Origin of the sequence: Streptomyces crystallinus, assembly GCF_039521265.1 — a bacterium.
In the GTDB taxonomy this organism is placed as follows: domain Bacteria; phylum Actinomycetota; class Actinomycetes; order Streptomycetales; family Streptomycetaceae; genus Streptomyces; species Streptomyces crystallinus.
In genome coordinates, this window is the sequence record NZ_BAAACA010000039.1 from 80,700 (window position 1) to 106,331 (window position 25,632).

22 protein-coding genes are annotated in these 25,632 nt (G+C 69.5%); 11 read left to right on the forward strand and 11 right to left on the reverse strand.

Annotation, left to right across the window (positions count from 1 at the left end; translation table 11 throughout):
• Window positions 1-216 precede the first annotated feature (216 nt).
• The 9 genes from rpmH (at window position 217) to ABD236_RS27715 (ending at window position 7,166) form a co-directional block, all read left to right on the forward strand.
• Complete coding sequence (gene rpmH / locus ABD236_RS27675) at window positions 217-354, forward strand: 50S ribosomal protein L34 (RefSeq protein WP_006381191.1); 138 nt, start codon at window positions 217-219, stop codon at window positions 352-354.
• An 18-nt stretch (window positions 355-372) separates the two neighbouring features.
• The gene (rnpA, locus tag ABD236_RS27680) at window positions 373-744 is read left to right on the forward strand and encodes a ribonuclease P protein component (RefSeq protein ID WP_344078143.1); all 372 of its coding nucleotides are present in this window, start codon (window positions 373-375) and stop codon (window positions 742-744) included.
• Window positions 741-1,076, forward strand: a complete 336-nt coding sequence (gene yidD, locus ABD236_RS27685) for a membrane protein insertion efficiency factor YidD (RefSeq protein ID WP_067162142.1) — start codon at window positions 741-743, stop codon at window positions 1,074-1,076. Before rnpA ends, yidD begins: the two co-directional genes overlap by 4 nt.
• A 3-nt stretch (window positions 1,077-1,079) precedes the next feature.
• Window positions 1,080-2,366, forward strand: a complete 1,287-nt coding sequence (gene yidC / locus ABD236_RS27690) for a membrane protein insertase YidC (RefSeq protein ID WP_344078146.1) — start codon at window positions 1,080-1,082, stop codon at window positions 2,364-2,366.
• A 14-nt stretch (window positions 2,367-2,380) separates the two neighbouring features.
• Window positions 2,381-2,890 (forward strand): Jag family protein, encoded by a 510-nt coding sequence (locus ABD236_RS27695; RefSeq protein ID WP_344078148.1) that lies wholly within the window; start codon window positions 2,381-2,383, stop codon window positions 2,888-2,890.
• Between the two features lie 148 nt (window positions 2,891-3,038).
• Window positions 3,039-3,758, forward strand: coding sequence for a 16S rRNA (guanine(527)-N(7))-methyltransferase RsmG (gene rsmG, locus ABD236_RS27700; protein WP_344078150.1), 720 nt, complete (start codon window positions 3,039-3,041; stop codon window positions 3,756-3,758).
• 280 nt (window positions 3,759-4,038) lie between these two features.
• On the forward strand, window positions 4,039-5,118 hold the full coding sequence (locus ABD236_RS27705; RefSeq protein ID WP_344078152.1) for a ParA family protein: 1,080 nt from the start codon (window positions 4,039-4,041) through the stop codon (window positions 5,116-5,118).
• Complete coding sequence (locus ABD236_RS27710) at window positions 5,115-6,218, forward strand: ParB/RepB/Spo0J family partition protein (protein WP_344078154.1); 1,104 nt, start codon at window positions 5,115-5,117, stop codon at window positions 6,216-6,218. Before ABD236_RS27705 ends, ABD236_RS27710 begins: the two co-directional genes overlap by 4 nt.
• Before the next feature lie 330 nt (window positions 6,219-6,548).
• Window positions 6,549-7,166 (forward strand): GNAT family N-acetyltransferase, encoded by a 618-nt coding sequence (locus ABD236_RS27715; RefSeq protein WP_344078157.1) that lies wholly within the window; start codon window positions 6,549-6,551, stop codon window positions 7,164-7,166.
• Window positions 7,167-7,281: 115 nt separating this feature from the next.
• Here the strand turns inward: ABD236_RS27715 and trxA are convergent, their stop codons facing one another.
• The 7 genes from trxA to ABD236_RS27750 all read right to left on the reverse strand — a co-directional run bounded on the left by trxA (window position 7,282) and on the right by ABD236_RS27750 (window position 16,902).
• A complete protein-coding gene (gene trxA / locus ABD236_RS27720) occupies window positions 7,282-7,614 on the reverse strand; it encodes a thioredoxin (protein ID WP_344078159.1) in 333 nt (110 codons plus the stop codon).
• Window positions 7,615-7,670: 56 nt separating this feature from the next.
• Entirely contained in the window at window positions 7,671-8,633 is a 963-nt protein-coding gene (gene trxB / locus ABD236_RS27725; protein WP_344078162.1) for a thioredoxin-disulfide reductase, read from the reverse strand.
• 105 nt (window positions 8,634-8,738) lie between these two features.
• The gene (locus tag ABD236_RS27730; protein WP_344078165.1) at window positions 8,739-9,710 is read right to left on the reverse strand and encodes an anti-sigma factor family protein; all 972 of its coding nucleotides are present in this window, start codon (window positions 9,708-9,710) and stop codon (window positions 8,739-8,741) included.
• A complete protein-coding gene (sigM, locus tag ABD236_RS27735) occupies window positions 9,707-10,420 on the reverse strand; it encodes an RNA polymerase sigma factor SigM (RefSeq protein WP_344078168.1) in 714 nt (237 codons plus the stop codon). Before sigM ends, ABD236_RS27730 begins: the two co-directional genes overlap by 4 nt.
• A 62-nt stretch (window positions 10,421-10,482) precedes the next feature.
• Window positions 10,483-12,210, reverse strand: a complete 1,728-nt coding sequence (locus ABD236_RS27740; RefSeq protein ID WP_344078171.1) for a protein kinase family protein — start codon at window positions 12,208-12,210, stop codon at window positions 10,483-10,485.
• A 129-nt stretch (window positions 12,211-12,339) separates the two neighbouring features.
• Window positions 12,340-14,511 carry a murein biosynthesis integral membrane protein MurJ gene (gene murJ / locus ABD236_RS27745; RefSeq protein WP_344078174.1) on the reverse strand — a complete coding sequence of 724 codons (2,172 nt, stop codon included), beginning with the start codon at window positions 14,509-14,511 and terminating at the stop codon, window positions 12,340-12,342.
• A 54-nt stretch (window positions 14,512-14,565) separates the two neighbouring features.
• Window positions 14,566-16,902, reverse strand: coding sequence for a DUF6049 family protein (locus tag ABD236_RS27750; RefSeq protein ID WP_344078177.1), 2,337 nt, complete (start codon window positions 16,900-16,902; stop codon window positions 14,566-14,568).
• 240 nt (window positions 16,903-17,142) lie between these two features.
• Between ABD236_RS27750 and ABD236_RS27755 the strand changes: the two genes are divergently transcribed.
• Complete coding sequence (locus ABD236_RS27755; RefSeq protein WP_344078180.1) at window positions 17,143-18,585, forward strand: CCA tRNA nucleotidyltransferase; 1,443 nt, start codon at window positions 17,143-17,145, stop codon at window positions 18,583-18,585.
• A gap of 185 nt (window positions 18,586-18,770) precedes the next feature.
• On the opposite strand, the gene ABD236_RS27760 is transcribed toward ABD236_RS27755, so the two are convergent.
• The 4 genes from ABD236_RS27760 to ABD236_RS27775 all read right to left on the reverse strand — a co-directional run bounded on the left by ABD236_RS27760 (window position 18,771) and on the right by ABD236_RS27775 (window position 22,554).
• A complete protein-coding gene (locus ABD236_RS27760) occupies window positions 18,771-19,295 on the reverse strand; it encodes an LppU/SCO3897 family protein (RefSeq protein WP_344078183.1) in 525 nt (174 codons plus the stop codon).
• 108 nt (window positions 19,296-19,403) lie between these two features.
• Complete coding sequence (locus tag ABD236_RS27765) at window positions 19,404-20,657, reverse strand: MFS transporter (RefSeq protein ID WP_344078186.1); 1,254 nt, start codon at window positions 20,655-20,657, stop codon at window positions 19,404-19,406.
• Between the two features lie 80 nt (window positions 20,658-20,737).
• Window positions 20,738-21,820, reverse strand: coding sequence for an inositol-3-phosphate synthase (locus tag ABD236_RS27770; RefSeq protein ID WP_344078189.1), 1,083 nt, complete (start codon window positions 21,818-21,820; stop codon window positions 20,738-20,740).
• Between the two features lie 50 nt (window positions 21,821-21,870).
• Window positions 21,871-22,554, reverse strand: a complete 684-nt coding sequence (locus ABD236_RS27775) for a PadR family transcriptional regulator (protein ID WP_344078192.1) — start codon at window positions 22,552-22,554, stop codon at window positions 21,871-21,873.
• A 375-nt stretch (window positions 22,555-22,929) separates the two neighbouring features.
• On the opposite strand from ABD236_RS27775, the gene ABD236_RS27780 reads away from it, so the two are divergent.
• The gene (locus tag ABD236_RS27780) at window positions 22,930-25,617 is read left to right on the forward strand and encodes a transglycosylase domain-containing protein (protein WP_344078195.1); all 2,688 of its coding nucleotides are present in this window, start codon (window positions 22,930-22,932) and stop codon (window positions 25,615-25,617) included.
• The last annotated feature ends 15 nt before the right edge of the window (window positions 25,618-25,632 follow it).

The window sequence follows — 25,632 nt, forward strand, 5'->3', positions numbered from 1 at the left end:
TGGTTTGACCGGATGGCGTAGTCGCGCGTACCGTAACCAGGTCGAGTTGTCGATGGCTGCTGCCGCCTGCCTCCGATGGGCAAAGATCACGGTCTGTGATCGTGAAGCGGTGCACTCGGGCGTATTACGAGCTTCGTGTATTGCGAGCTTCTCGTGGGCGCACGGTGACAGCCAGGCGATGTCCCGCCACCACCGAATCATTTCTGGAGCCCCCGAGTGAGCAAGCGCACCTTCCAGCCGAACAACCGTCGTCGTGCCAAGACCCACGGTTTCCGCCTGCGGATGCGGACCCGTGCCGGCCGCGCCATCCTCGCGAACCGCCGTGGCAAGGGCCGCGCCAGCCTGTCCGCCTAATCGCATACAGGTCATGACGTGCTGCCTACCGAGAATCGGCTGAGGCGGCGCGAAGACTTCGCGACCGCGGTACGCCGAGGACGCCGGGCCGGTCGCCCGCTCCTCGTCGTCCATCTACGCAGCGGTGCAACGGACCCGCACGCGCCTGGGGAGAGCGCTCCCCCGACGCGTGCGGGTTTCGTCGTCAGCAAGGCCGTGGGCGTGGCGGTCGTCCGCAACCTGGTGAAGCGCAGGCTTCGCCACCTGATGCGCGATCGGCTCTCCCAGCTGCCCCCCGGTAGCCTGGTGGTCGTACGAGCATTGCCCGGTTCGGGTGATGCCGATCATGCACATCTGGCCCGAGACCTGGACGCCGCCCTTCAGCGGCTGCTGGGAGGGGGTGCGCGATGAAGTACCCGCTGCTGGCCCTGATCAAGTTGTACCAGTGGACGATCAGCCCGCTGCTCGGGCCCGTCTGCAGGTACTACCCGTCGTGTTCCCACTATGGATTCACGGCCATTGACCGGCATGGCGCGGTGAAGGGCACGGCACTGACCGCCTGGCGCATTCTGCGGTGCAATCCGTGGTCGCCGGGCGGCGTGGACTACGTCCCCGAACGCAAGCGCCCTCGATGGCACGAGGCGCTGCGCAACGCCTGGCGCGGCAGCAAGGGCGGGCAGTCCGCCGCTGAGACCGAGCCCAGCCCGGCCGCAGAGACCTCGCCCAATGCTCAAGGAGCCTGATTAGTGGACACGATTGCCAGTCTGTTCAGCTTCATCACCTGGCCTGTTTCCTGGGTCATCGTCCAGTTCCACAAGTTGTACGGCGCGATCTTCGGGCCGGACACGGGCTGGGCCTGGGGACTGTCCATCGTGTCCCTGGTGGTGCTGATCCGGATCTGTCTGATCCCGCTCTTCGTGAAGCAGATCAAGTCGACTCGGAACATGCAGGCGCTCCAGCCGAAGATGAAGGCGATCCAGGAGCGCTACAAGAGCGACAAGCAGCGTCAGTCCGAAGAGATGATGAAGCTGTACAAGGAGACGGGCACCAACCCGCTCTCCTCGTGCCTTCCCATCCTGGCGCAGTCGCCGTTCTTCTTCGCGCTCTACCACGTGCTGTCGGGCATCGCGAGCGGCAAGACCATCGGCGTCATCAACCAGCCGCTGCTGGAGAGCGCCCAGAAGGCGCACATCTTCGGCGCTCCGCTGGCGGCCAAGTTCACGGACAGCGCCAGCAAGGTCGAGGGCCTCGGCGCCACGCTCACCGACGTCCGGGTGATCACCGCGATCATGATCGTGCTGATGTCCGCGTCGCAGTTCTTCACCCAGCGCCAGCTGATGACGAAGAACGTGGACCTGTCGGTGAAGACGCCGTTCATGCAGCAGCAGAAGATGCTGATGTACGTCTTCCCGGTCATCTTCGCCGTGATGGGCATCAACTTCCCCGTCGGTGTCCTCGTCTACTGGCTGACCACCAACGTGTGGACCATGGGCCAGCAGATGTACGTGATCAACCAGAACCCGACGCCGGGCTCCAAGGCGCAGGCCAGCTACCTGGACCGGCTGAGCAAGAGCGTCACCGCCCACAGCGAGGTGCGGGGCAAGCGCCGTCGGGCCGTCGTCCAGGCGATCGTGGCCAAGGGCCCGGACCGCAACGACAACGAGCGCAAGTTCATCACCGGTCTGGCCAAGCAGGGCTTCGCCGCCCAGGCGGACGGCACCGTGCTGAAGAGCGACCCGGCCGTGGCCGAGGCGGAGGGCAGCGGGCCCAAGCGGCAGCAGCCCAAGCGCATGACCAAGGCCCAGCGCCAGTCCGGTGCGACCGCCGCGCAGGCTGGCGGCGACGGTGAGGAGCCGGCGAAGACCTCGCTGGACAAGGGCACGTCGGACGAGGGCGCCGCGGCGAAGCAGGACGCGCCGCAGGCCGCCAAGTCCAAGACGGCGGGCAAGCCCGCCTCCGGTACCGCACGCAGCAAGGCCCAGTCCGGACAGCGCAAGGGTCAGCAGCGGCCCAAGCACCCGTCCAAGAAGTAAGAAGGAGTCCATCCGTGACGGAAGGCACCACCCCGGCCGCCGAGGGTGTCGACACCCTGTCCCGCCTGGAGCAGGAGGGGGAGATCGCCGCTGACTACCTCGAGGGCCTGCTCGACATCGCCGACCTGGACGGCGACATCGACATGGACGTCGAGGCGGACCGTGCCGCGGTCTCGATCATCAGCGAGGGCGGCAGCCGTGACCTGCAGAAGCTCGTCGGCCGTGACGGTGAGGTGCTGGAGGCGCTGCAGGAGCTGACGCGACTGGCCGTGCACCGGGAGACCGGCGACCGCAGCCGTCTGATGCTCGACATCGCGGGCTTCCGGGCCAAGAAGCGCACGGAGCTGGCCGAGCTGGGTGCCAAGACCGCGGACGAGGTCAAGAGCTCCGGCCAGCCGGTGAAGCTCCAGCCGATGACGCCGTTCGAGCGCAAGGTCGTGCACGACGCGGTCGCCGCCGCCGGTCTGCGCAGTGAGTCCGAGGGCGAGGAGCCGCAGCGCTTCGTCGTCGTGCTCCCCGCCTGAGCGGTTCGTAGTACTCCGCCGAGGAGCCCGGGGGACCTCCCCGGATCCCCGGTTTCGGCCCCGTCTGTTCGCAGACGGGGCCGATCTTTGTCAGCCTGATAGTCAGCCACCCCAGCGCGGGAAGCGCGGTACGGAAGGACGGTCCCCCGTGACGGAGGCAGCAGCAGAGCTTCCCCAGGCGCCCGAAGAAGCGCGCGAGGTATTCGGCGAGTACTTCCCGGAGGCCGTCCGGTACGCCGAGCTGCTCGCGGACGCGGGAGTCAAGCGCGGCCTGATCGGTCCTCGCGAGGTGCCCCGCCTCTGGGAGCGCCATCTGCTCAATTGCGCCGTGCTCTCCGAGGTCGTTCCGGAGGGCGTCACGGTCTGCGACGTCGGCTCCGGCGCAGGCCTGCCCGGTATCCCGCTGGCGCTGGTGCGCCCGGACCTGAAGATCACGCTCCTTGAGCCGCTGCTGCGGCGCACCAATTTCCTCCAGGAAGTCGTGGAGCTGCTGGGCCTGGACCATGTGACCGTGGTGCGCGGCCGGGCCGAGGAGGTGCTGGGCAAGGTCCAGCCGGTGCATGTGGTCACCGCTCGCGCGGTGGCGCCGCTGGACCGGCTGGCCGGCTGGGGCGTGCCCCTGCTGCGTCCCTACGGCGAGATGCTGGCGCTCAAGGGTGACACCGCCGAGGAGGAGCTCCAGGGGGCGCGGGCCGCGCTGAGCAAGCTCGGTGTGGTGAACACCTCAGTGCTGCATGTCGGCGAGGGCATCGTGGACCCGCTGTCGACCGTGGTGCGGGTCGAGGTCGGGGAGAGCCCGGGCGGTGTGCGGTTCGCCGCCAAGCGTGCCAAGGCCGCCCGGACCGGTCGTACCAGGCGCCGCCGCTGACCCGGCGGGGCCCGTCCGGGGGCGGATGCTCCATAGAAGGCGCGATAGGTACGCATTTCGGAGTGTCGTGACGATCTGACCGCAGGGCGCGTGCATCGTGTTTCACGTGAAACGTCGCTCTCTGCTGCATGGAATCATCAGCCGCGGCCGTAATGCCGCGCCGCGCGACCGCAAGCCCTTGGGCGGGGCCCTGGAGTCCCCTTCACGGGCTACGGAGTTGTCCACAACGGTGGATTCATCCACAGAAGAACGGGCCTCGCTGGTTCACGACCCCGAAAGCATGGCAGGCTCTGTGCATTGCGAGCCTGAAGTCGAGGAGAGTGAATCCTTGCGGTCCGACGCCAACATCGCGGGACCGATGACCGATCCGGTCCCCGGTCCCCGTACCGAGTCGGCGGGGGAGGATGTTTCACGTGAAACACCGCCCCCGATGGACGACACCCCCATCGGTCGTGCTGCCCAGCTGGCGGTGGAAGCTCTCGGCCGTGCCGGCGAGGGTCTGCCCCGGCCGGATCAGACACGCATCATGGTGGTCGCCAACCAGAAGGGCGGCGTCGGAAAGACCACGACCACGGTCAATCTCGCCGCCTCCTTGGCGCTGCACGGGGCCCGGGTTCTGGTGGTCGACCTCGACCCGCAGGGAAATGCCTCCACCGCGCTGGGGATAGACCACCACGCCGAGGTCCCCTCGATCTACGACGTCCTGGTGGAGAGCAGACCGCTCTCCGAGGTCGTCCAGCCGGTTCGGGACGTGGAGGGCCTCTTCTGCGCACCGGCCACGATCGACCTGGCCGGTGCGGAGATCGAGCTGGTGTCCCTGGTGGCCCGGGAGAGCCGGCTGCAGCGCGCCATCCAGGCGTACGAGCAGCCGCTGGATTACATCCTGATTGACTGCCCGCCGTCGCTGGGGCTCCTCACCGTCAACGCGCTCGTGGCGGGCGCGGAGGTGCTGATCCCCATCCAGTGCGAGTACTACGCGCTGGAGGGGCTGGGGCAGCTGCTGAGGAACGTCGATCTGGTGCGGGGGCATCTGAACCCCGCGCTGCATGTGTCGACGATCCTGCTCACCATGTACGACGGTAGGACCAGACTCGCCTCCCAGGTGGCCGACGAGGTGCGCAGCCACTTCGGCCATGAAGTTCTGCGGACGAGCATCCCGCGATCGGTCCGTATCTCGGAGGCCCCGAGCTACGGCCAGACGGTGCTCACCTATGACCCGGGCTCCAGCGGCTCGCTCTCGTATCTCGAAGCCGCCCGCGAGATCGCACTGCGCGGGGTCGGCATCAACTACGACCCGACGACGCACCTGCCCGTGGGCAGTCAGAACAACCAGCACAGCATGTCGGAGGGGATCCAGTGAGTGAGCGACGTAGAGGTCTCGGGCGGGGGCTCGGTGCGCTGATCCCCGCTGCCCCACAGGAGAAGTCCGCACCCTCGGTGGGGACGGCTTCCACGTCCCCGGCGGCGGTGCCGCTGATGACGGCGGAGCGCGGAGTGGCGGCGGCGAAGGTGGCCACGCTGCCGGCGGCTCCTGTTTCACGTGAAACACCGGTGCCGGTCCAGGCGGCCGAGGCGTCGGCGCCGCAGCTGAAGGTGCCCGCCGGGGCGTACTTCGCCGAGCTGCCGCTGGACTCGATCACGCCCAACCCGCGCCAGCCGCGTGAGGTGTTCGACGAGGACGCCCTCGCCGAGCTCGTCACCTCCATCAAGGCAGTCGGCCTGCTCCAGCCCGTCGTCGTACGGCAGCTGACTACTGACCGCTTCGAGCTGATCATGGGCGAGCGGCGCTGGCGGGCCTGCCGTGAGGCGGGCCTGGAGCGCATCCCCGCGATCGTGCGGGACACGGACGACGACAAGCTGCTTCTGGACGCGCTCCTGGAGAACCTGCACCGCTCCCAGCTCAATCCGCTGGAAGAGGCGGCGGCGTACGACCAGCTGCTGAGGGACTTCAAGTGCACCCATGACCAGCTGGCCGACCGCATCGGCCGGTCGCGTCCACAGGTCTCCAACACCCTGCGGCTGCTGCGGCTCTCGCCGCCGGTCCAGCGCAGGGTGGCGGCCGGGGTGCTCTCGGCGGGCCACGCCCGGGCGCTGCTCTCGGTCGACGACTCGGACGAGCAGGACCGGCTGGCGCACCGCATCGTGGCCGAGGGGCTCTCGGTGCGGGCGGTCGAGGAGATCGTGACCCTGCTGAACTCGGAGCCCAAGAGCGCCGCCAAGGCGAAGGGCCCGCGTGCCGGGGCCCGGCTGTCGCCGGCGCTCTCGGATCTGGCCTCCCGGCTCTCGGACCGCTTCGAGACGCGGGTGAAGGTCGACCTCGGCCAGAAGAAGGGAAAGATCGTCGTCGAGTTCGCGTCGATAGACGATCTGGACCGGATCCTCGGCACCCTCGCCCCGGGCGAGGGACGGGTGCTCGACAAGAGCCTCGCCGAGGAGTCCGAGGAGGGCGACGAAGCCTGATCCGGTGACCTGCTCACCGGCTGCACCAGGCAGTTGTCGTGAAGGGCGGGCTGTGTTCCGATGCATACGGGAACACAGCCCGCCCTTTGCTGTTGCGCGGTATCCGCACCGGCGTTGGGTGGATACGATGCGTTCTGGTATGGCACATCCACCTTGGGCCACTTCGGAGGGAGGACGGGGAGCCATGCGAACGGTGAGCCGTACCCGACTGGTGACAGCGGGGCTGGGCCTCGGGGCGTTCGGCGGTTTCGTCGGCAGCCTTCTCCGGGAACGGAGTGCACTGGCAGCCGCCCAAGGGGCGGCCGGCGAGGGAAGTGAGGAACAGCCTTCATGGGGCGTCGGCTCGTACCGCTCACGCTGGACAACCTTCCGGACCTTCCCAAGCGCTGCCGGGCCTGTGTCTTCTGGGAGCTTGACCCCGTCAGCGGAGAGGCCGCGATAAAGGCGGGGACGCCCGAGCTCGAAAAGGAAGCCTGGATATCGGCCGTGCTCCTGGAATGGGGCTCCTGCGGCCGGGTCGTCTACGTCGACGATGTGCCGGTGGGCTTCGTCCTCTACGCCCCGCCCGCCTATGTACCGCGCTCCACGGCCTTCCCCACCAGCCCGGTCTCTCCCGACGCGGTGCAGCTGATGACGGCTTGGATCATGCCCGGGTATCAGGGCCAGGGGCTGGGGAGAGTGATGGTGCAGACGGTCGCCAAGGATCTGCTGCGCCGGGGCTTCAAGGCCATCGAGGCGTTCGGGGACGCCCGCTGGAGCGAGCCCGCGTGTGTACTGCCCGCCGACCATCTGCTGGCGGTGGGCTTCAAGACCGTACGGCCGCATCCTCGCCATCCCCGGCTGCGGCTGGAGCTGAGGACGACGCTCTCCTGGAAGGAAGACGTCGAGCTGGCACTGGACCGGCTGCTGGGAGCCGTCCAGAAGGAACCCGCCCTACGGCCGCTGTAGAACCCACGGCACCCGTGGACCGTGGCGGCTGTCGGGCGCCCGGAAACGCGAACGGGCCCGACCCCCGAGGGGGCCGGGCCCGTTGCGATGTTTCACGTGAAACAGCGGCGCGGTGCTACTCGCCGATGAAGACGTCCAGGTCGCGCAGGAGCGCGGCCTTCGGCTTGGCGCCGACGATGGTCTTGGCCACCTCGCCACCCTGGTAGACGTTCAGCGTCGGGATGGACATGACGCCGTACTTGGCGGCGGTGGCCGGGTTCTCGTCGATGTTGAGCTTGACGATCTGGATCTGCTCGCCGTGCTCCGCCGCGATGGCCTCCAGAGACGGGGCGATCTGGCGGCACGGGCCGCACCACTCGGCCCAGAAGTCGACCAGTACGGGCTTGTCGCTCTTGAGGACGACCTCGTCGAAGTCGGCGTCGGTCACGTTCTTCAGGGTGCCGGCCACGGCAGCCTCCTTGCGGGGTGTGGGTGAGGGGGGGTGGGGAAGGAAAGTCAGCGGGCTCAGACGGCGGCCGCGGCAGCCTTCTCGTCGTCGGCGAGCGCGGCCAGGAAGCGCTCGGCGTCGAGGGCGGCGGAGCAGCCCGTACCGGCGGCGGTGATCGCCTGGCGGTAGGTGTGGTCCACCACGTCACCGGCGCCGAAGACACCGGTCAGGTTGGTCCGGGTGGAGGGCGCGGCCACCTTGAGGTAGCCCTCGTCGTCCAGGTCGAGCTGGCCCTTGAAGAGCTCGGTGCGCGGGTCGTGGCCCACGGCGATGAAGAGGCCGGTGACCGCCAGCTCGGAGGTCTCGCCGGTCTTGGTGTTGCGCAGGGTCAGACCGGAGAGCTTCTGGTCGCCGTGGATCTCGGCGACCTCGCTGTCCCAGGCGAACTTGATCTTCGGGTCGGCGAACGCGCGCTCCTGCATCGCCTTGGAGGCGCGCAGGCTGTCACGGCGGTGGACGATGGTGACCGACTTGGCGAAGCGCGAGAGGAAGGTCGCCTCCTCCATCGCGGTGTCGCCGCCGCCGACCACGGCGATGTCCTGGTCCTTGAAGAAGAACCCGTCGCAGGTGGCGCACCACGAGACACCGCGGCCGGAGAGCTTGTCCTCGTTGGGCAGCCCGAGCTTGCGGTGCTGGGAGCCGGTGGTGACGATCACGGCCTTGGCGCGGTGGACGGTACCGGCGGTGTCCGTGACGGTCTTGATCTCGCCGCTGAGGTCCACGGAGACGACGTCGTCCGGGAGCAGCTCAGCGCCGAAGCGCTCGGCCTGCGCCCGCATGTTGTCCATGAGGTCGGGGCCCATGATCCCGTCGCGGAAGCCGGGGAAGTTCTCCACCTCGGTGGTGTTCATCAGCGCGCCACCGGCGGTGACGGCGCCCTCGAACACCAGCGGCTGAAGCGACGCACGCGCGGTGTAGAGCGCGGCCGTGTAGCCGGCCGGCCCGGAGCCAATGATGATCACGTTACGGACGTCGCTCACGGGTTTCTTCCTCGTCTCTGCGGACTGCCTACTGCCTACCGGGGCCCGGTCCAGGACTCTCACCCCACCCAACGGATCCTACGGGGCGAGCATTCCCGGACCGTCTCACCGACGGGGATAGACGTGCGTCAGCAGCAGTTTCCCCTTGGCGTCCGGCCCCGCGGTCTGGCAGCTCGCGTCGACGACATAGGCCTGGACTCGCGAGGGGTCCGTGGGATGAGGAAGGACGACGAGGTAGGCCTCGGTCCCCTGGTACTCGCCGGGTTCCGCGGCGAGCGCGTTCTCGGAGCTCTCCCGACCGATGCCCGCCTGGATGCACGGGGGCACGGAGACGCCGCCGGCCCGGAACGGGGCGTTGGACGTCACACCGAGGCTGGGCTTCTTGTCGGACGGGGAGTTCCCGGCGCTCTCCTGGCCCTGGCCGGAGGACAGGAGCGTCCGTACCTGCTCGGAGAGGGAGGAGTCCGAGAAGACGGTCCCCTGCGGGTGGTGTGAGGTGATGTCGTGCTGCTGGGCGTCGTCGGACGGCTGGAGAGTCTGCACCAGGAAGACGCCGACCCCGATCGCCGCAGCGCCGAAGACGGCTCCGAGCACGGCCGTACGGCGACGCCGGGGGGTACGCCGGCGGCCCGGCCCGGTGGCGGCCCTCGGATGCCCGGCGGGGCGGTCCGCCGCGGGAGCGTCGGCCGGGGCGGAGGATCCGAGCGATGTTTCACGTGAAACATGCGCCGGGTCGGCGTCCGCCTCGCCCTTGCCGGGGGCTTCCGGCGCCATGGACACTGCGGTCGCCCCGGCGGGTACCGGCGCCCCGGCGGGCGCCGTGGCGTCCAGGAGGGCCTCGGCGGCCAGTGCCGCGTCGATGCGGCCCGCGACGTCGGCGGGCATGCGCGGCGGCCCGGGCAGGGTCCCGAGCAGATCGCGGATCTCGGTCAGCGAGGCGTCGACGTCCGCGCACAGCTCGCAGCCGTCCAAGTGGCGGCGTACGGCAGCGGTACGAGAGGGGGGCAGCAGGCCCTCGTGGAGGTCGGAGATCTCCGAGACGTCCGGGTGCTGAGCCATGTCGGCCGTGGATGTCACGTGCGCCCACCTCCGCCCTTCACAGCAGCAGGATCATTCGGTCCTGTGTCCCTTGGCCCCGACGCAGGTGGGACGGATGTCCCCGGCGTCCGGTTCCTTCCCCCGCCTGACTCCTGGTTATCCCCGGTCCCGTCGGCACCGGCGCGCAGATGCCCGAGCAGGGGTTGCAGCCGTGCCCGGCCCCGGGCGCAGCGGCTCTTCACGGTTCCCACCGCCACGTCGAGGATCTCCGCGGCCTCCGCGACCGGATAGCCCTGCATGTCGACCAGGACCAGGGCGGCGCGCTGTTCCGTCGGCAGCGTCCCCAGCGCCTTGACCAGCTGGCGGTGGAGGTCCTCGCGCTCCGCGGGCGCCTCGGCCGACTCATGGGGCTCCAGGAGCAGCTCCAGGCGTTCCGCGTCGTCGACGGGTGAGGTCTTGCGGGACGCCGCTTTGCGGGCCCGGTCCAGGCAGGCGTTCACGGTGATGCGGTGCAGCCACGTCGTGACGGCCGACTGGCCGCGGAAGGTGTGCGCGGCCCGGTACGCCGACACCAGGGCGTCCTGGACGGCGTCGGCGGCCTCCTCGCGGTCGCCCAGCGTCCGCAAGGCGACCGCCCAGAGTCTGTCCCGGTGGCGCCGGACCAGTTCCCCGAAGGCTTCGGGTTCACCGCCGACATGGCGGGCCAGCAGGTCCTGGTCGCTCACGTCGCCGTATGTGGCGTCGTCCAACGATGAGTCCCCTCCCCGCACTGTCGGATCTCCCTGCCGGTTCCAGGCCTCGAACCCCGGCCTCAGCCGGTGAACTTCACGTCCGTTATGGCCTGCTTGAAGCCGGGATCGCTGTACTCGTCGTTGGCCGAATAGGGCGCCGCCGTAATCCAGAGCAGGACATAGCGGGTCTTCACCGGCTTCGCCGCCTTCAGGTCGGCCGTGGCTCCGCTCGTCGTCGCGGTCGCGATCTGCTTCATGGCGCTGACCGGAGTCCCCGACGACATGGAGCTCGCCGCGTACAGCGCCACCGTGGTGTGGTTGCCGCTGTACCGGAGCGCTATCGAAGCCGCCGAGACGTCCTTCTCGGACCCGAGGTCGTAGACGATGCCCACGCCCTCCTTGTAGGGGGCGAGCTTGGGTCCGTCCATGTAGCTCTTGGAGCGCCAGTACGTGGTGGGGCTGCTGTCGTAGGTGTTGCCGACGTCCTTGGCGTTCTGCAGCTTGCCGTCCGGGGCGTACTCCTCGGCGCCCTGGATGCGCAGCGGCACCGGCGCCTTCGGCTTGTCGCCGTCGCTCTTGTTGGGCTGCTGCGAGGTCCCGGACTCCCCGGAGCCCTTGTCGTGGCCCAGGAGCTTGTCCGCGAGCTGCCAGCTGCCCAGGCCCAGCGCGGCGATCAGCAGCGCCGAGACGGCCCACTTGAGCGCCCTGCCGGTGCGTCCCTGGAGGGCGGGCGGCGGGACCGGCACGACCTGGGTGGCCGCCGGGTGCGGGCCCGCGGGCGGACGGCCGTAGGTGCCCTGCTGGTAGGTGGTGCGCTGGTACTCCGGCGGCGCGGTGAACGCGGGCTCCGGCGGACGGATCCGCGGCATCGCCGAGACGGCCTTGACCAGCTCGTCCGGCGTGGTGCAGGCGGGTTCCTGGCGGGACGCGGTGGCCCCGTCGTTGGCCAGCGCCCGCATGGCGAGTTCGGACAGGCCCCGGTGTACGCCCGCGCGCACCTGGTCGGGGGCGATCAGCCCGACGCCCTTGGGCAGCCCGTGCAGCCCGTAGGCGTCGCTGTCGTACGGCCAGCGCTGGGTCAGCGAGGCGTACAGCAGCGCGCCGATCGCCTCCGTGTCGGTGCGCTGGGGGGTGTCGGAGGTGATGCCGCGCAGCGCGGCGTTCACCGCGAGCCCGCGGATGCGGTACTGCCCCGAGGAGGTCCGCAGGACCGCGCCGGGGGTGAGCCGCAGATGCGCGAGGCCCTCGCGGTGCGCGGCCGCCATGGCCTGCGACACCTGGGTGACCAGCTGATAGGCGTCGTGCGCCTCCAGCGGGCCGACGGCGAGGAGCGCGGTCAGCTCGGTGGCGTCGGGCAGCCACTCGTGGACCACGTAGACGAGGTCGTTCTCCTCCACCGCGTCCAGGACCTGGACGAAGCGCGGGTCCCCCAGGAGCGCGGACGAGCGGGCGGCCGCCAGGACGGAACGCGCCCTCGGGTGGTCCGCCGGGAGCAGATGTACCCCGACGGCGCGGCGCAGCTTCTCGTCGACCGCCCGCCAGGAGCTGAAACCGTCCAGACGGGTGACGCACTCCTCGAGCCGATAGCGTCTGGCGAGCTTGTGGCCGCTGTGCAGCTCCGGTGTGGCGATGGAGGGCTCGGCGGGCTTGCGTTCACCGCCCGTGTCGCCGGCGCCCTGGTCAGCCGTGTCTGCCGTGTCGATGGATTCCGCCACCCCGTCGGTCGTGGCCCCGTCCGCCTTGGCGGTCAGCGGGTTGTCGCCGCTGTTGTCGGCCACGTCGACGGCAGCCGTGCTACGTTCCGCCACCGTCGTTCCTGCCTCCCCATCCGTTGCGTGCTGTCGGCCAGCCATGCAAAGTCATGCCAATTGTGCCCACAGTCCGGCGCTATGCACGACACACGGCGGCGGACGATGGTTGTGCGCGGGAGAGCGGACTCAGCGTCCGAGCCGTCCGCGCACCATTCCGACCATGGAGTTGAGCTCCTCGATCCGCATCTTCTTCGCCGCGACGAAGAAAACGCCGAGCAGCGCGGCCCCGCCCACCACGAGGGCGACGAGCGAGCCGAGCGCCCCCTGGCCGACCCCCTTGAGGATCACGTAGCCCAGCGCGCCGCCGACCGCGGCCGCGGGCACGGCCGCCAGGGACAGCCTCGCGTACGTACGCAGCACCCGCGCGCCGTCCAGGTCGCCACCCAGGCGGTTGCGCAACCGTCGCCAGGCCACTCCGACGCCGACCGCGTAGGCGAGCCCGTAGGCGCCCGCCATGCCGACGACCGCCCACTGGGCGGGCAGGACCACGTAGCAGGCGGCCGAGGCGGCGGCGTTCACCGCGGCGACGATGACCGTGTTGTAGAACGGCGTCCGCGTGTCCTCGTACGCGTAGAAGCCGCGCAGGACGACGTACTGGACCGAGTAGGGGATCAGTCCCAGCGCGAACGCCATCAGGATGAAGCCCATGGACCGGCCCGCCTCGACGCCGCTGCTGGAGTACAGCAGGGTGCACATCGGCACGCCGAGCGCGAGGAACATGAAGGCGACCGGGACGATGGCGACGGCCGAGTTGCGCAGGCCCTGCGAGATGTCGTCGCGGACCGCGCCCGGGTCGTCGTCGTGCGCGGCGCGGGAGATGCGCGGCAGCAGCGCCGCCATCACCGAGACCGTGATGATCGCCTGCGGCATGCCCCAGATCAGCTGGGCGTTGGAGTAGGCGAGGAAGCCGGTGCCGTTCTTCTCGGACGCCTTTCCGGCGGCCGTGGCGAGCTGGGTGACGACGACCACGCCGGCCTGGTTGGCGAGGACGAAGAAGACCGTCCACTTCGCCAGCTTGACCGTCTTGCCGAGGCCGTGGCCCTTCCAGTCGAACCGCGGCCGGAACCGGAAACCGGTCTCGCGCAGATACGGGATCATCGCCAGCGCCTGGACGACGAGGCCGAGCAGGGTGCCCATCCCGAGGAGGCGGATGCCCTCGTGCGGGATCGTCTGCACGCCCATGTGCGACTCGGCCGACGTGCCGTACACCCAGATGAACAGGCCGAACGTGCCGATCATGACGATGTTGTTGAGGACCGGGGTCCACATCATCGCGCCGAACTTGCCACGGGCGTTGAGGATCTGCCCCATCACCACGTGCACACCCATGAAGAAGATCGTGGGCAGGCAGTAGCGGGCGAAGGTGACGGCGACGCTGTTGGCCGCCGTGTCGCCCGCGATGGTGGGCGAGAGCAGCTTGATGAGCAGCGGGGCCGCGAGCACCGCGAGGGCGACGATCGCGCCGAGCGCCACCATGACCAGGGTCAGCAGCCGGTTGGCGTACGCCTGGCCGCCGTCCTCGTCGTCCTTCATGGCGCGCACCAGCTGCGGCACGAACACCGAGTTGAGACCACCGCCGACGGTGAGGATGTAGATCATCGTGGGCAGGGTGTACGCGATGGTGAAGGTGTCGCCGAGCAGCGCGGCGCCCAGCGCGGCCGTGATCACCAGGCTGCGGACGAACCCCGTCAGCCGCGACACGAGCGTGCCCGCGGCCATCACCGCGCTCGACTTGAGCAGCCCGGAGGCGCGGCCGCCGGACTTCTGCTGCGGCTGGGCGGGCAGCGGCTCGGGCTCCGGAGCGGCCGGCGCAGGACCGGACGCCTGCTGGTCGCGGTAGAGGTAGGCGAAGGCGTCCTGCTCGGGCGGCTCCTCACCCGCCTGAGTGACCAGGTCGTCGACCCCCACGAACTGCGTGGTGCCCGCGGTGTCGCCGTACGGCAGATGGCGCGACGGGCCGTCCGGCTCGGGCGCGGGGGTCTGGGCCCAGATCCGGGGGTCCGGCGCGTACTGCTGCGCGGGGGGCTGCTGGTAGAGCGGCTGCGGCTCGGCGTAGGTGCCCGGGGGCGGCGGCGGGTGCGCGGCGCGGTCGTACAGCGCCTCGGTCACCGGGTCCTGGGCGTACAGGTCCTGCGCCCGGTACGGATCGTTGCCGTAGGCGTCCTGGAAGTACGGGTCCGGCACCGGCTGCTGCGGCGGCACCTGCTCGGCGTAGGGAGGCACCGGGGGCGTGTTCCCGGAGGACGCGGAGCCGCCGCCCGCGCCCTGCCCGCGGTCACCGTCGTACGGCGCGTTCATGGTTACCCCACCTCATCGACCCCGGCCTGGCCGGCCACGGTGCATAGCGATAGCTCAATGCTCCACTTTCTCACCCGTGCCGGGCGAGGCCCCGCTTTCCGGACCGGTGTCCGGTGTCGGGTCACTCGGCTGCTCGGGATCGTCACCGCCGTCCGCCTCCGCCCCGTCGCCCTCCCCGGACTCCTTCCGGGCCGTCGACCGCTTGCGCTGGGTGTACATCCTGATGCCCGCGAGGACGAGCAGCAGGACACCTCCGGCGATCACCAGCATCACGGTCGGGGTGATCTCGGAGACCTTGACCGTGAACTCCATCGGGTCGCCGTAGGGCGTGCCGTCCTGCGTGTAGAGCCGCGCGGTCACCTGGACGGGGCCGTTGGCGTTCGCCGTGGCGGTGAACTTCACCGACTGGCTGTGGCCACCGTCGATCTTGACCGGCTGTCCGCCGTTCGCGTCCTCGTTGGTGGTCACCTTGAGGCGGGAGGGGTTGCTCGGCTCCAGCCGGAGCACCAGGTTGCCGACCGGCTGGACCAGCTGGTTCTGCACGGTGACGGCGAGGGTGGCGCTGCGCCCCGACATGGTGGCGGTGGACTTCTGGATGAGCCGTACCTCGCCGGTGAGGCTGTCCAGATAGCTCTGCACCCCGGCCCGGTAGATCACGGCCCCTTCGCGGTCCTCGCGCCAGGAGGTCGACATCTCGCGGTTGATGGCGTTGCCGAACGGCGTGACCACGCGGTCCGGGGCCGTGAGGATCATCCGGAACTTGTCCAGGGTGCCCTGGGTGCTCTTCATGTCCTGGAACGCCTGCACCGGCAGTTCCTGCTTGCGCAGCGATCCGGGGTACGAGGAGGAGCCGGGCACCCGGGTGGTGGCGCGGGCGTCCGGCTTGGCCGTGGCGGCCTGGCCGAGGTCGAGCGGCTGGGTCCAGCGCTGCCCGGCGAGCGCGTGGAGAGCGCTCGCCATCGTCTGGGCCTGGCTGGCGGACGGCATCCGCTGCGGGGCGACGACGATGCTGCGCTGCTTCTCGGTGTCCTGGAGCGTGATCGCCAGGGTCTGGGCGAGGAACTCCTGGACGGCCAGCGTGGAGCTGGTGGCCCGGGACATGTCGCCCTCGAAGGCCGTCGAGAGGCGGGCGTCGGAGACCACGGCCGTGGTGCCGCCGCCGATCGGCCGGGCGGCCGAGGGCGAGTAGCTGAGACCGCCGGTCTCACGGAGGCTGTCGCTGCGGGCGATCACGTTGTGGGCGCCCGCTGAGGTGGCCACATCGACGATCGAGGGGTCCACCGCGCCCTGCACCGGCCAGGCGAAGTCGACGGAGGGCGTCACATGGAGGATGGTCTCCACGGTCTTCTCGGCCACCTCGGTGGCGCCCTGGAGATGGCTCAGCGACCCGGAGACGTCCTTGCCGCGATGGGCCAGCGAGGCCAGGTCCGGGTCGGCGAAGGGCAGCGCCACGACCTTCTGGTCCCGTACGGCGTCCTCCAGCTCGCCCAGCCACTGCTTGGCCACGTCCTGGTTGCTGCCCGCCACATCGCCGTCGCCGGACTTCACCCGGTAGTTACGGGTCATCGCGTCGACGGTGGCGAGCAGATCGGGGTCGATCACCCAGGTCACCGGCAGCTGGTCGCCCAGCGAGACCATCCGCTCCAGCCGGCCGCCGGGCGCGAGCTCCGCGGCCAGCGCGTCGTCCGCGAAGACCGGGGTCTGCTGCTCGTCCGAGCCCGTCTGCGCGGTGAGGTGCGTCGAGGACATCAGCGGCCACATATAGGTGAGCTGTGACTTCTTGCCGTCCACGGCCTCCGGCTGCCACGGCAGGAAGGTCCGCTGGATGCCCAGGACCTGCTCGTACTGCTGGCTGGAGGTCTGCCCGGACAGCGAGACGGCGATCGGGTAGACACCGTCGCCACCCAGGTCCAGTTTGCTCACCGGCACGGAGAGCGTGAAGTCCCTGCTGATCCCGGGGGCCAGCTTCGGGAACTTGACCGTGTACTTGTCACCGACCTCGGCGGCGTCCAGGGTCGCCGAGTAGCCGCTGCGCTGGGAGGCCTCGTCGATGCCGGTCCGGCCGTTGAGCCGCTGGCCCACCCGCAGACCCACATGGGCGCTGGTGACGGCCTGCCTGCCGGTGTTGGTGACCGTGCCGGAGATCGTCAGCGTGTCGCTCTTGACGGGGGCGCTGGGGGTCATCGAGTCGAGGGTGACCTGGACCGTGCGCGAGACCGGCTGCGCCTTGGCCGACGCGGCCGCGGTGGTGGCGTGGGCCGCCGTCGTGGCGGCCGTGCCGGAGAGCAGACCGGCGATCAGAGGAGCGCCGAGGAGCAGCGCCGCTGTGCGGCGCCTCCACCGGCGGGCAGAAGAGGGGCCTGTCCCCTGAGAAGCTGCCGCCTCGGCCACGCGTCGCCCGTCCCTCGTCGTCGTCAGCTGTGTCGGTGGTTGTCGATTCCTGCGTCCACGCATGGTAACGAGGTGGACTGTGGCGAAGTGCCGTGGACTGCTCCACATGATCGGAAGAGTGTGACAGGGAGCCAGGTGAGGCGGCTCCCCGGGGCTGTGGAGAGTCCGCGAAGTCGGGTGGGCCCGGCAGGGCGGAAACGGTGACGCCCCGGTCGGCCGGGGCACGTACCCTTTTCTGTTGTGCCGAACGCCAACGAAGACAATCCCAGTGCCCTGAGCCAGGTGCAGCGCCGCGCGGTCAGCGAACTGCTGCGGGTGTCCCCGGTCGCCGACGACCTCGCCCGCCGCTTCCAGGAGGCCGGGTTCTCGCTTGCCCTGGTCGGCGGCTCGGTGCGGGACGCGCTCCTCGGCCGGCTCGGGAACGACCTGGACTTCACGACCGACGCCCGCCCCGAGCAGGTGCTGAAGATCGTGCGCCCGTGGGCGGACGCGGTCTGGGAGGTCGGGATCGCGTTCGGCACCGTCGGCTGCCAGAAGGACGGCTACCAGATCGAGGTGACGACGTACCGCTCCGAGGCGTACGACCGGACCTCGCGCAAGCCCGAGGTGTCCTACGGCGACTCCATCGAGCAGGACCTGGTCCGTCGCGACTTCACCGTGAACGCGATGGCCGTAGAGCTGCCCGCGAAGGAGTTCGTCGACCCGCACGGCGGGCTGGAGGACCTGGCGGAGCGCGTCCTGCGCACACCCGGCACCCCGGAGGAGTCCTTCTCCGACGACCCGCTGCGCATGATGCGGGCCGCCCGCTTCGCGGCGCAGCTCGACTTCGAGGTGGCCCCCGAGGTCGTCGCCGCGATGACGTCGATGGCCGAGCGGATCGAGATCGTCTCCGCCGAGCGCGTCCGGGACGAGCTGAACAAGCTGCTGCTCTCCGCGCACCCGCGCAAGGGGCTGCGGCTGCTCGTGGAGACCGGTCTGGCGGACCATGTACTGCCCGAGCTTCCGGCGCTGCGGCTGGAGAGCGACGAGCACCACCGGCACAAGGACGTCTACGAGCACTCCCTGACGGTCCTCGACCAGGCCATCGCTCTGGAGAAGGACGGCCCTGACCTGGTGCTGCGCCTCGCCGCGCTGCTGCACGACATCGGCAAGCCGAGGACGCGCCGGTTCGAGAGCGACGGCCGGGTCTCCTTCCACCACCACGAGGTGGTCGGCGCGAAGATGACCAAGAAGCGGATGACCGCGCTGAAGTACTCCAACGACATGGTCAAGGACGTCTCACGCCTGGTGGAGCTGCATCTGCGCTTCCACGGCTATGGGACCGGCGAGTGGACCGACTCGGCGGTTCGCCGGTACGTACGCGACGGCGGACCGCTGCTCGACCGGCTGCACAAGCTGACCCGCTCGGACTGCACCACCCGCAACAAGCGCAGGGCGACCGCGCTGTCGCGGGCGTACGACGGGCTGGAGGAGCGGATCGCACAGCTCCAGGAACAGGAGGAGCTCGACTCGATCCGCCCGGACCTCGACGGCAACCAGATCCAGGAGATCCTGGGTATCGGTCCCGGCCCGGCGGTCGGTCAGGCGTACAAGCACCTGCTGGAGCTGCGCCTGGAGAACGGACCGATGGAGCACGACGCGGCTGTCGCGGCGCTCAAGGAGTGGTGGGCCCAGCAGGGCTGAGGCCGACCGGGTCGATGTTTCACGTGAAACACCCGAGGACGCTTCACGGCCTCGGCCGAGGTTTCACGTGAAACATGGGCCGCGGCGGCGTCGCGGTTTCACGTGAAACATCGTGGTCCGCAGAGGTGCCGAGGGGCGGTGTTTCACGTGAAACACCGCCCCTCGGTCTACCGCCTCCGCTGCGACTACTTCTTGTAGTCCTCCAGGCAGAGGGTGAAGTCCTTGCTGCCGCCCGTCTCGGTGTACTCCGAGTACTTGTTGCGGTCGCAGCCGCTGTTGTCGTCCTTCTTCTGGACGACCTTGTACTTGGCCTTGGAGTCGCCGCAGTCCACGACCTTCAGGTCCGGGTGAGTCGTGGAGGTGGGGTTGCCGATGCTCATGCAGTCGCCGACCTTGGCGGTGTCGGCGTCATGACGGCTCGTCCACCAGCCCACGGCCACGGCGCTGAGCACGCTCACCGCGACGACGACCTGGATGATCCTCTTGACACCGAACCGGCGCTGCGGGGCGGGCGCCGGCGCGTGGGGTATCGGGGCGCCCTGGTTGAAGTAGGGCGACTGCTGCGGCGGGACTCCCGGCTGACCCGGCTGACCGTACGGGGCGCCTCCCTGCGGCTGACCGTACGGGGCTGCGCCCTGCGGCTGGCCGTAGGGCGCGTTGGGCTGCTGCGGCGCGTACGGGTTCGGGCCCTGGGGCGGCGGAGTGGACACGTGGGGGTTCCCCCTTGGTGAAAACAGGTGATGTATGACGCCCGTAAGGTAGCGGGCCCGGCTGACATCCCTGCTATCGGTGGGGACTCTGTGGCCCTGATGTGACACTCAGCCGCGCTGAAAGCGGGTCATAAACACTGCTACCGCCGCATAGATCACCGAGACCGTGACCACCAGGGCCGCCGACTCCCCGTCAGGAGGCAGCATCAGCGCGGCCACCGCGGCGGCGCCGACGAAGGCGACGTTGAAGAGCACGTCGTAGAGCGCGAAGATCCGGCCGCGGTAGGCGTCGTCCACCGAGGACTGCACCACGGTGTCCGTGGAGATCTTGGCGCCCTGGGTGACCAGCCCCAGGACGAAGGCCGCGACGAGTACGGGCACCGGGGCGAACGGCAGCCCCAGGGCGGGCTCCAGGACCGCCGCGGTCGCCGCGCACACCGCCATCCACCGGTAGGGCCCCAGCCGCGCCACCGCCCCCGGAGTCACCACCGCCGCCGCGAAGAACCCGGCCCCCGAGATGCCGACGGCCAGCCCCAGCAGCGCCAGCCCGTCGGAGCTGCCGTCGGACCAGGCGTACCGGCAGAGCATCAGCACCAGGACGGTCAACGCCCCGTAGCAGAAGCGCATCAGGGTCATCGCGGTCAGCACGCGTGCGGCCGTCCGCCGCTGACGCAGATGGCGCAGCCCGTCGGCGAGGCCGCGTGCCGTCGTCCCGATCGCGGCGCCGATCCCGGGCCGGACCGCGTCGGGGTCGGGCCCCAGCAGCTTCGGCGGCAGGCGCAGGGACCACAGGGCCGCGCAGAGATAGAGGAGCGAGCCGAGCAGCACGGTGACGGCGTCCGCCGGGATCACCAGGCGCAGGACGAAGGCCAGACCCCCGCCCGCGGTCGCGGCGAGCGTTCCCGCGGTCGGCGAGAGGGAGTTGGCGATGACGAGGTGTTCCTCGTCCACCACCCGGGGCAGCGCGGCGGAGAGCCCCGCCAGGACGAAGCGGTTGACGGCCGTGACGCAGAGCGCGGAGGTGTAGAAGAGCGCGTCGGGCGCCGAGGCGAGCAGCAGCAGCGCCGTGCAGCCGGCCAGCAGGGCCCGCAGCAGATTGCCGTGGAGGAAGACCTGACGGCGCTGCCAGCGGTCCAGCAGGACGCCCGCGAAGGGGCCGACGACGGAGTACGGCAGCAGCAGGACGGCCATGGCCGAGGCGATCGCCGTGGCCGAGGTCTGCTTTTCGGGGGAGAAGACCACATGGGTGGCGAGCGCGACCTGGTAGACGCCGTCCGACGCCTGGGAGAGCAGTCGTACGGCCAGCAGATGCCGGAAGTTCCTCAGGCGCAGGAGTACGCGCAGATCACGCACGACGGACATGGGTGCAAGCGTCACATATGAAGAGGGCCCCCGCGCCGACACGGCACAGGGACCCTCAACAGTCGGGTGGAAGCCGAGACTTAGCGCTCGACCTCGCCCTTGATGAACTTCTCGACGTTCTCGCGGGCCTCGTCGTCGAAGTACTGGACCGGCGGGGACTTCATGAAGTACGAGGACGCGGAGAGGATCGGGCCGCCGATGCCGCGGTCCTTGGCGATCTTCGCGGCGCGCACGGCGTCGATGATGACACCCGCGGAGTTCGGGGAGTCCCACACCTCGAGCTTGTACTCGAGGTTCAGCGGGACGTCACCGAAGGCGCGGCCCTCGAGGCGGACGTAGGCCCACTTGCGGTCGTCGAGCCACGCCACGTAGTCGGACGGGCCGATGTGGACGTTCTTCTCGCCGAGCTCCCGGTCGGGGATCTGCGAGGTGACGGCCTGCGTCTTGGAGATCTTCTTGGACTCCAGGCGCTCGCGCTCGAGCATGTTCTTGAAGTCCATGTTGCCGCCGACGTTCAGCTGCATCGTGCGGTCCAGGATGACACCCCGGTCCTCGAACAGCTTCGCCATGACGCGGTGCGTGATGGTGGCGCCGACCTGCGACTTGATGTCGTCACCGACGATCGGGACACCGGCCTCGGTGAACTTGTCCGCCCACTCCTTGGTGCCGGCGATGAAGACCGGGAGGGCGTTGACGAAGGCGACCTTGGCGTCGATGGCGCACTGCGCGTAGAACTTCGCGGCGGCCTCGGAACCGACGGGGAGGTAGCAGACCAGAACGTCGACCTGCTTGTCCTTGAGGACCTGGACGATGTCGACCGGGGCCTCGGTGGACTCCTCGATGGTCTCGCGGTAGTACTTGCCGAGACCGTCGTGGGTGTGACCGCGCTGGACGGTGACGCCCGTGGTGGGCACGTCCGCGATCTTGATGGTGTTGTTCTCGCTCGCACCGATGGCGTCCGCGAGGTCGAGGCCGACCTTCTTGGCGTCCACGTCGAACGCGGCCACGAACTCCACGTCCTTGACGTGGTAGTCGCCGAACTGGACGTGCATCAGACCCGGCACCTTGCCGGCCGGGTCGGCGTCCTTGTAGTACTCGACGCCCTGCACCAGCGAGGCGGCGCAGTTTCCTACGCCGACGATGGCTACGCGAACCGAACCCATTCCGGTTGCTCCCTGTGTGTTCTCGACGAAGTCCTGCGGATGCAGGGCCTTCAGTTGGCGGTGTCCTCGGACGGATCCGGCCGGGTGCTGTCCCGATGCCGGGGCAGGCCGCCCGTCTCTCCTGATGTGTTGTCCTGCTGAGCGGAGCCGGTGGCCGGACCGGATCGCTGATCCCGTCCCGCCCGCTCGCTCTCGATGAGCTCGTTCAGCCAGCGCACTTCGCGCTCCACGGACTCCATGCCGTGCCGCTGCAGCTCAAGCGTGTAGTCGTCCAGGCGCTCGCGCGTACGGGCCAGGGAGGCGCGCATCTTCTCGAGGCGCTCCTCCAGCCGGCTGCGACGACCTTCCAGCACGCGCATCCGCACCTCGCGCTCCGTCTGCCCGAAAAAGGCGAAACGTGCCGCGAAGTGCTCGTCCTCCCAGGTGTCGGGACCGGTGTGGGAGAGCAGTTCTTCGAAGTGCTCCTTCCCTTCGGCCGTCAACCGGTAGACGATCTTGGCCCGGCGCCCTGCGAGTGAAGCGGCGAGAGCGTCCTCGGGAGCGCTGCCCGGTTCCTCGATCAACCAGCCGCTCGCGACCAGCGTCTTGAGGCAGGGGTAGAGGGTCCCGTAACTGAAGGCCCGGAAGATCCCCAGTGAGGTGTTGAGCCGCTTGCGCAGCTCGTACCCGTGCATCGGGGCCTCGCGAAGCAGACCGAGTACGGCGAATTCGAGGATGCCGGAGCGTCTGCTCAACCTTCGCCTCCTCTGCCGCCGCGGACCTTTATGCCGTGCTGATGTATCGACTCGATACATCCTGACGATAGAACGGTGGCGCTCCTGCGACAAGGGGGGCCATCGTGAACGGCGTCACATCGTCAATTCGTGGGAAGTAAGTTGCCTGATTTGGGGTGAACTTCGGCCCTAGGCTGGTTTTGACCGTGCGTAGTCTGTGCGGCATGCAGACCACCGGTGGCCGAGTGACGTCAGGGGGCGTCGGCGCGTATCGCGCCATCGGCATACCGGATGCACGGCGGACGAGCTCGTCGCAGGGCTGGTCCGTCTGTCGGGGGGACCGGAACTCACCAGTCGCTTTCAGGCGCACTCGCCTGCCCGAGGAGTAGTCGTTCGATGAGCGAGCACCGTCGCAAACCGCCGGAGTCGCAAGGCGGGGGCCGGGCCGCGGCCCGACGGGCTGCCCAGCAGCCGTCCGGCCGCCGCGCGGCCCCCGCCCGGGACTCGGCCACCGGGTCCACCTCCGGCTCGTACGACGAGCAGCGGTCGACGGGTGGGCGCGCCGAGGCACGGCGGGCCGCCCAGCGGGGCGGACGCAGACGAGCGGCCGAGCCCGGCGGCGGTGGTCCGGCGGGTCCGGGCGGGCGCCGCGGCGGAACGGGCCCGGGCAACCGGCGCCCCGGGAAGAAGCGGTTCATCGACTACCCGCGCTACAACAAGCACGGGTGGCGGCGCTGGGTGCCCTCGTGGAAGCTGGTCAGCGGGCTGAGCCTGGGTTTCCTCAGCACTCTGGTGATCGTGATCGGCATCGCCTACTGGATGGTGAGCGTCCCGAACGTGGCCCAGGCGGCCCAGGCCGAGAACAACGTCTACTACTGGGCCGACGGCTCCCAGATGGTCGCGACCGGTGGTGAGGTCAACCGCCAGATCATCGCGTACGAGAAGATCCCGGCCGCCATGCGGTACGCGGTGATCTCGGCGGAGAACAAGACCTTCGAGACCGACTCCGGAGTCGACCCCCAGGGCATCGCGCGCGCCCTGGTGAACATGGCCAAGGGCGGCCACACGCAGGGTGGCTCCACGATCACCCAGCAGTACGTGAAGAACGCCCGGCTGGACGACCAGTCGCAGACCCTGACCCGTAAGTTCAAAGAGCTCTTCATCTCCATCAAGGTCGGCGCGACCAAGAAGAAGAGCGAGATCATGGCGGGCTATCTGAACACCGCCTACTACGGGCGCGGTGCCTACGGCCTCCAGGCAGCGGCCCGCACGTACTACAGCAAGGACGCCCAGAACCTCGACCCCAGCCAGTGCGCGTTCCTCGCCTCGCTGCTCAAGGGCGCCACCTACTTCGACCCGGCCGGCGCCACCGAGATCGACCCGGCGGCGACCCCGCAGCAGAACACCAAGAACGCCATGAACCGGTGGGCCTGGATCCTGGACGAGGAGGTGAAGGACGGCCACCTCCCGGCGGCGGAGCGGGCCAAGTACAAGACCTTCCCGATGCCGGACAAGCCCAAGAAGAACGCACAGCTCAGCGGGCAGATCGGCTATCTGGTCAGCCTCTCCAAGGCGTACTTCGTCAACAACAACACCCAGGGCATCACCGCCGGTGACCTGGACCAGGGCGGCTACGAGATCCACACGACCTTCGACAAGAAGAAGGTCCAGGCGCTCGAAGACGTGGTGAAGAAGGTCCGCAAGAAGAACATCGACCCGAAGAAGCGCCCGACGAAGGACACCTTCGTCCAGTTCGGCGCGGCCTCGGTGGACACCAAGAGCGGAGCCATCAAGGCGCTCTACGGCGGTGAGGACGCCACCAAGCACTTCACCAACAACGCCGACCAGACCGGTGCGCAGGTCGGCTCGACCTTCAAGCCGTTCGTGCTGGCCGCCGCCATGGAGTACGGCAAGCGCGACCCCAAGGGTCCCAAGGACCAGGGCGAGTCGGAGCGGACGCCGGTCTCCCCGAAGAGCATCTACAGCGGCATGAACAAGCTGAAGATCAGGAACTACGACGGGAGTGTCTGGACCGACGCCAAGGGCGGGCAGTGGCTCCAGACCAACGACGGCAACGAGTCCTACAACCCCCCCAGCTACGGGATCGACCTGCGGTACGCGATGCAGGAGTCGGCGAACACGCCGTACGTCCAGCTCGGCATGGACGTCGGCACCGACAAGGTGAAGGACGTCGCCCTCGCGGCGGGTCTGCGCAAGGACAGCCTGGCCTCCTCCAGCGTGCCGTCGTTCTCCATCGGTACCTCCTCCCCCAGCGCCATCCGGATGGCCGGCGCCTACGCCACCTTCGCGACCAGCGGGATGCACCACGACCCGTACTCGGTCGAGAAGGTCAACAAGCGCGGCCGGGTCATCTACCAGCACGACGACAAGGCGACCCGCGCCTTCTCGGCGGCGATCGCGGACAACGTGACGGACGTCCTGAAGAACGTCGTGGAGAAGGGCACCGGAACCAACGCCCAGCTCAGCGGCCGTGACGTGGCGGGCAAGACGGGTACGACCGACGGCAACCGGTCCGCCTGGTTCGTCGGCTACACGCCGCAGCTGTCGACCGCGGTGAGCATGTACCGCCTGGACGACAACGAGACCAACAAGAAGCGCGAGTTCCTGAAGATGTTCGGGACCGGCGGCCAGGAGAAGATCCACGGTGCGTCGTTCCCGTCGACCATCTGGCACGACTACATGGAGCAGGCGCTGACCGGCGTCCCGGCCGTCGACTTCCCGACGCCCGAGCCGATCGGCGACAAGGTGTACGGCGGCGGCATGTCGCCCAGCCCGTCCCCCTCCCCGTCGCCGTCGGACTCGCCGTCGCCCTCCGGCAGCCCCTCGCCCACCCCGTCCCTGACGCCCTCGCCGACCCCGAAGCCCAGCAAGTCCTGCGGCAAGTGGGACTGGAACTGCGGCGGCCCCGGGGGCCCCGGCGGCTCCAACGCGGGCACGGACGCGGGAACCGATCAGGGCAGCACCAACGGCGACATCAGCGGCCCCAGCGGCAGCCCGTCTCCCAGTAAGTCCAAACCGGGCAACGGCAGCCAAGGGAACATCTTCGGAGGACCGACCGGCTAGCGGATCCGGCGGACG

What these genes read in the sequence shown, in the direction of transcription:
- yidD (WP_067162142.1), top strand. Translation starts at nt 741, where the DNA reads ATGAAGTACCCGCTGCTGGCCCTGATCAAGTTGTACCAGTGGACGATC.
- ABD236_RS27705 (WP_344078152.1), top strand. Translation starts at nt 4,039, where the DNA reads ATGGCAGGCTCTGTGCATTGCGAGCCTGAAGTCGAGGAGAGTGAATCC.
- ABD236_RS27715 (WP_344078157.1), top strand. Translation starts at nt 6,549, where the DNA reads ATGGGGCGTCGGCTCGTACCGCTCACGCTGGACAACCTTCCGGACCTT.
- murJ (WP_344078174.1), bottom strand. Translation starts at nt 14,511, where the DNA reads ATGAACGCGCCGTACGACGGTGACCGCGGGCAGGGCGCGGGCGGCGGC.
- ABD236_RS27765 (WP_344078186.1), bottom strand. Translation starts at nt 20,657, where the DNA reads ATGTCCGTCGTGCGTGATCTGCGCGTACTCCTGCGCCTGAGGAACTTC.
- ABD236_RS27770 (WP_344078189.1), bottom strand. Translation starts at nt 21,820, where the DNA reads ATGGGTTCGGTTCGCGTAGCCATCGTCGGCGTAGGAAACTGCGCCGCC.
- ABD236_RS27780 (WP_344078195.1), top strand. Translation starts at nt 22,930, where the DNA reads ATGAGCGAGCACCGTCGCAAACCGCCGGAGTCGCAAGGCGGGGGCCGG.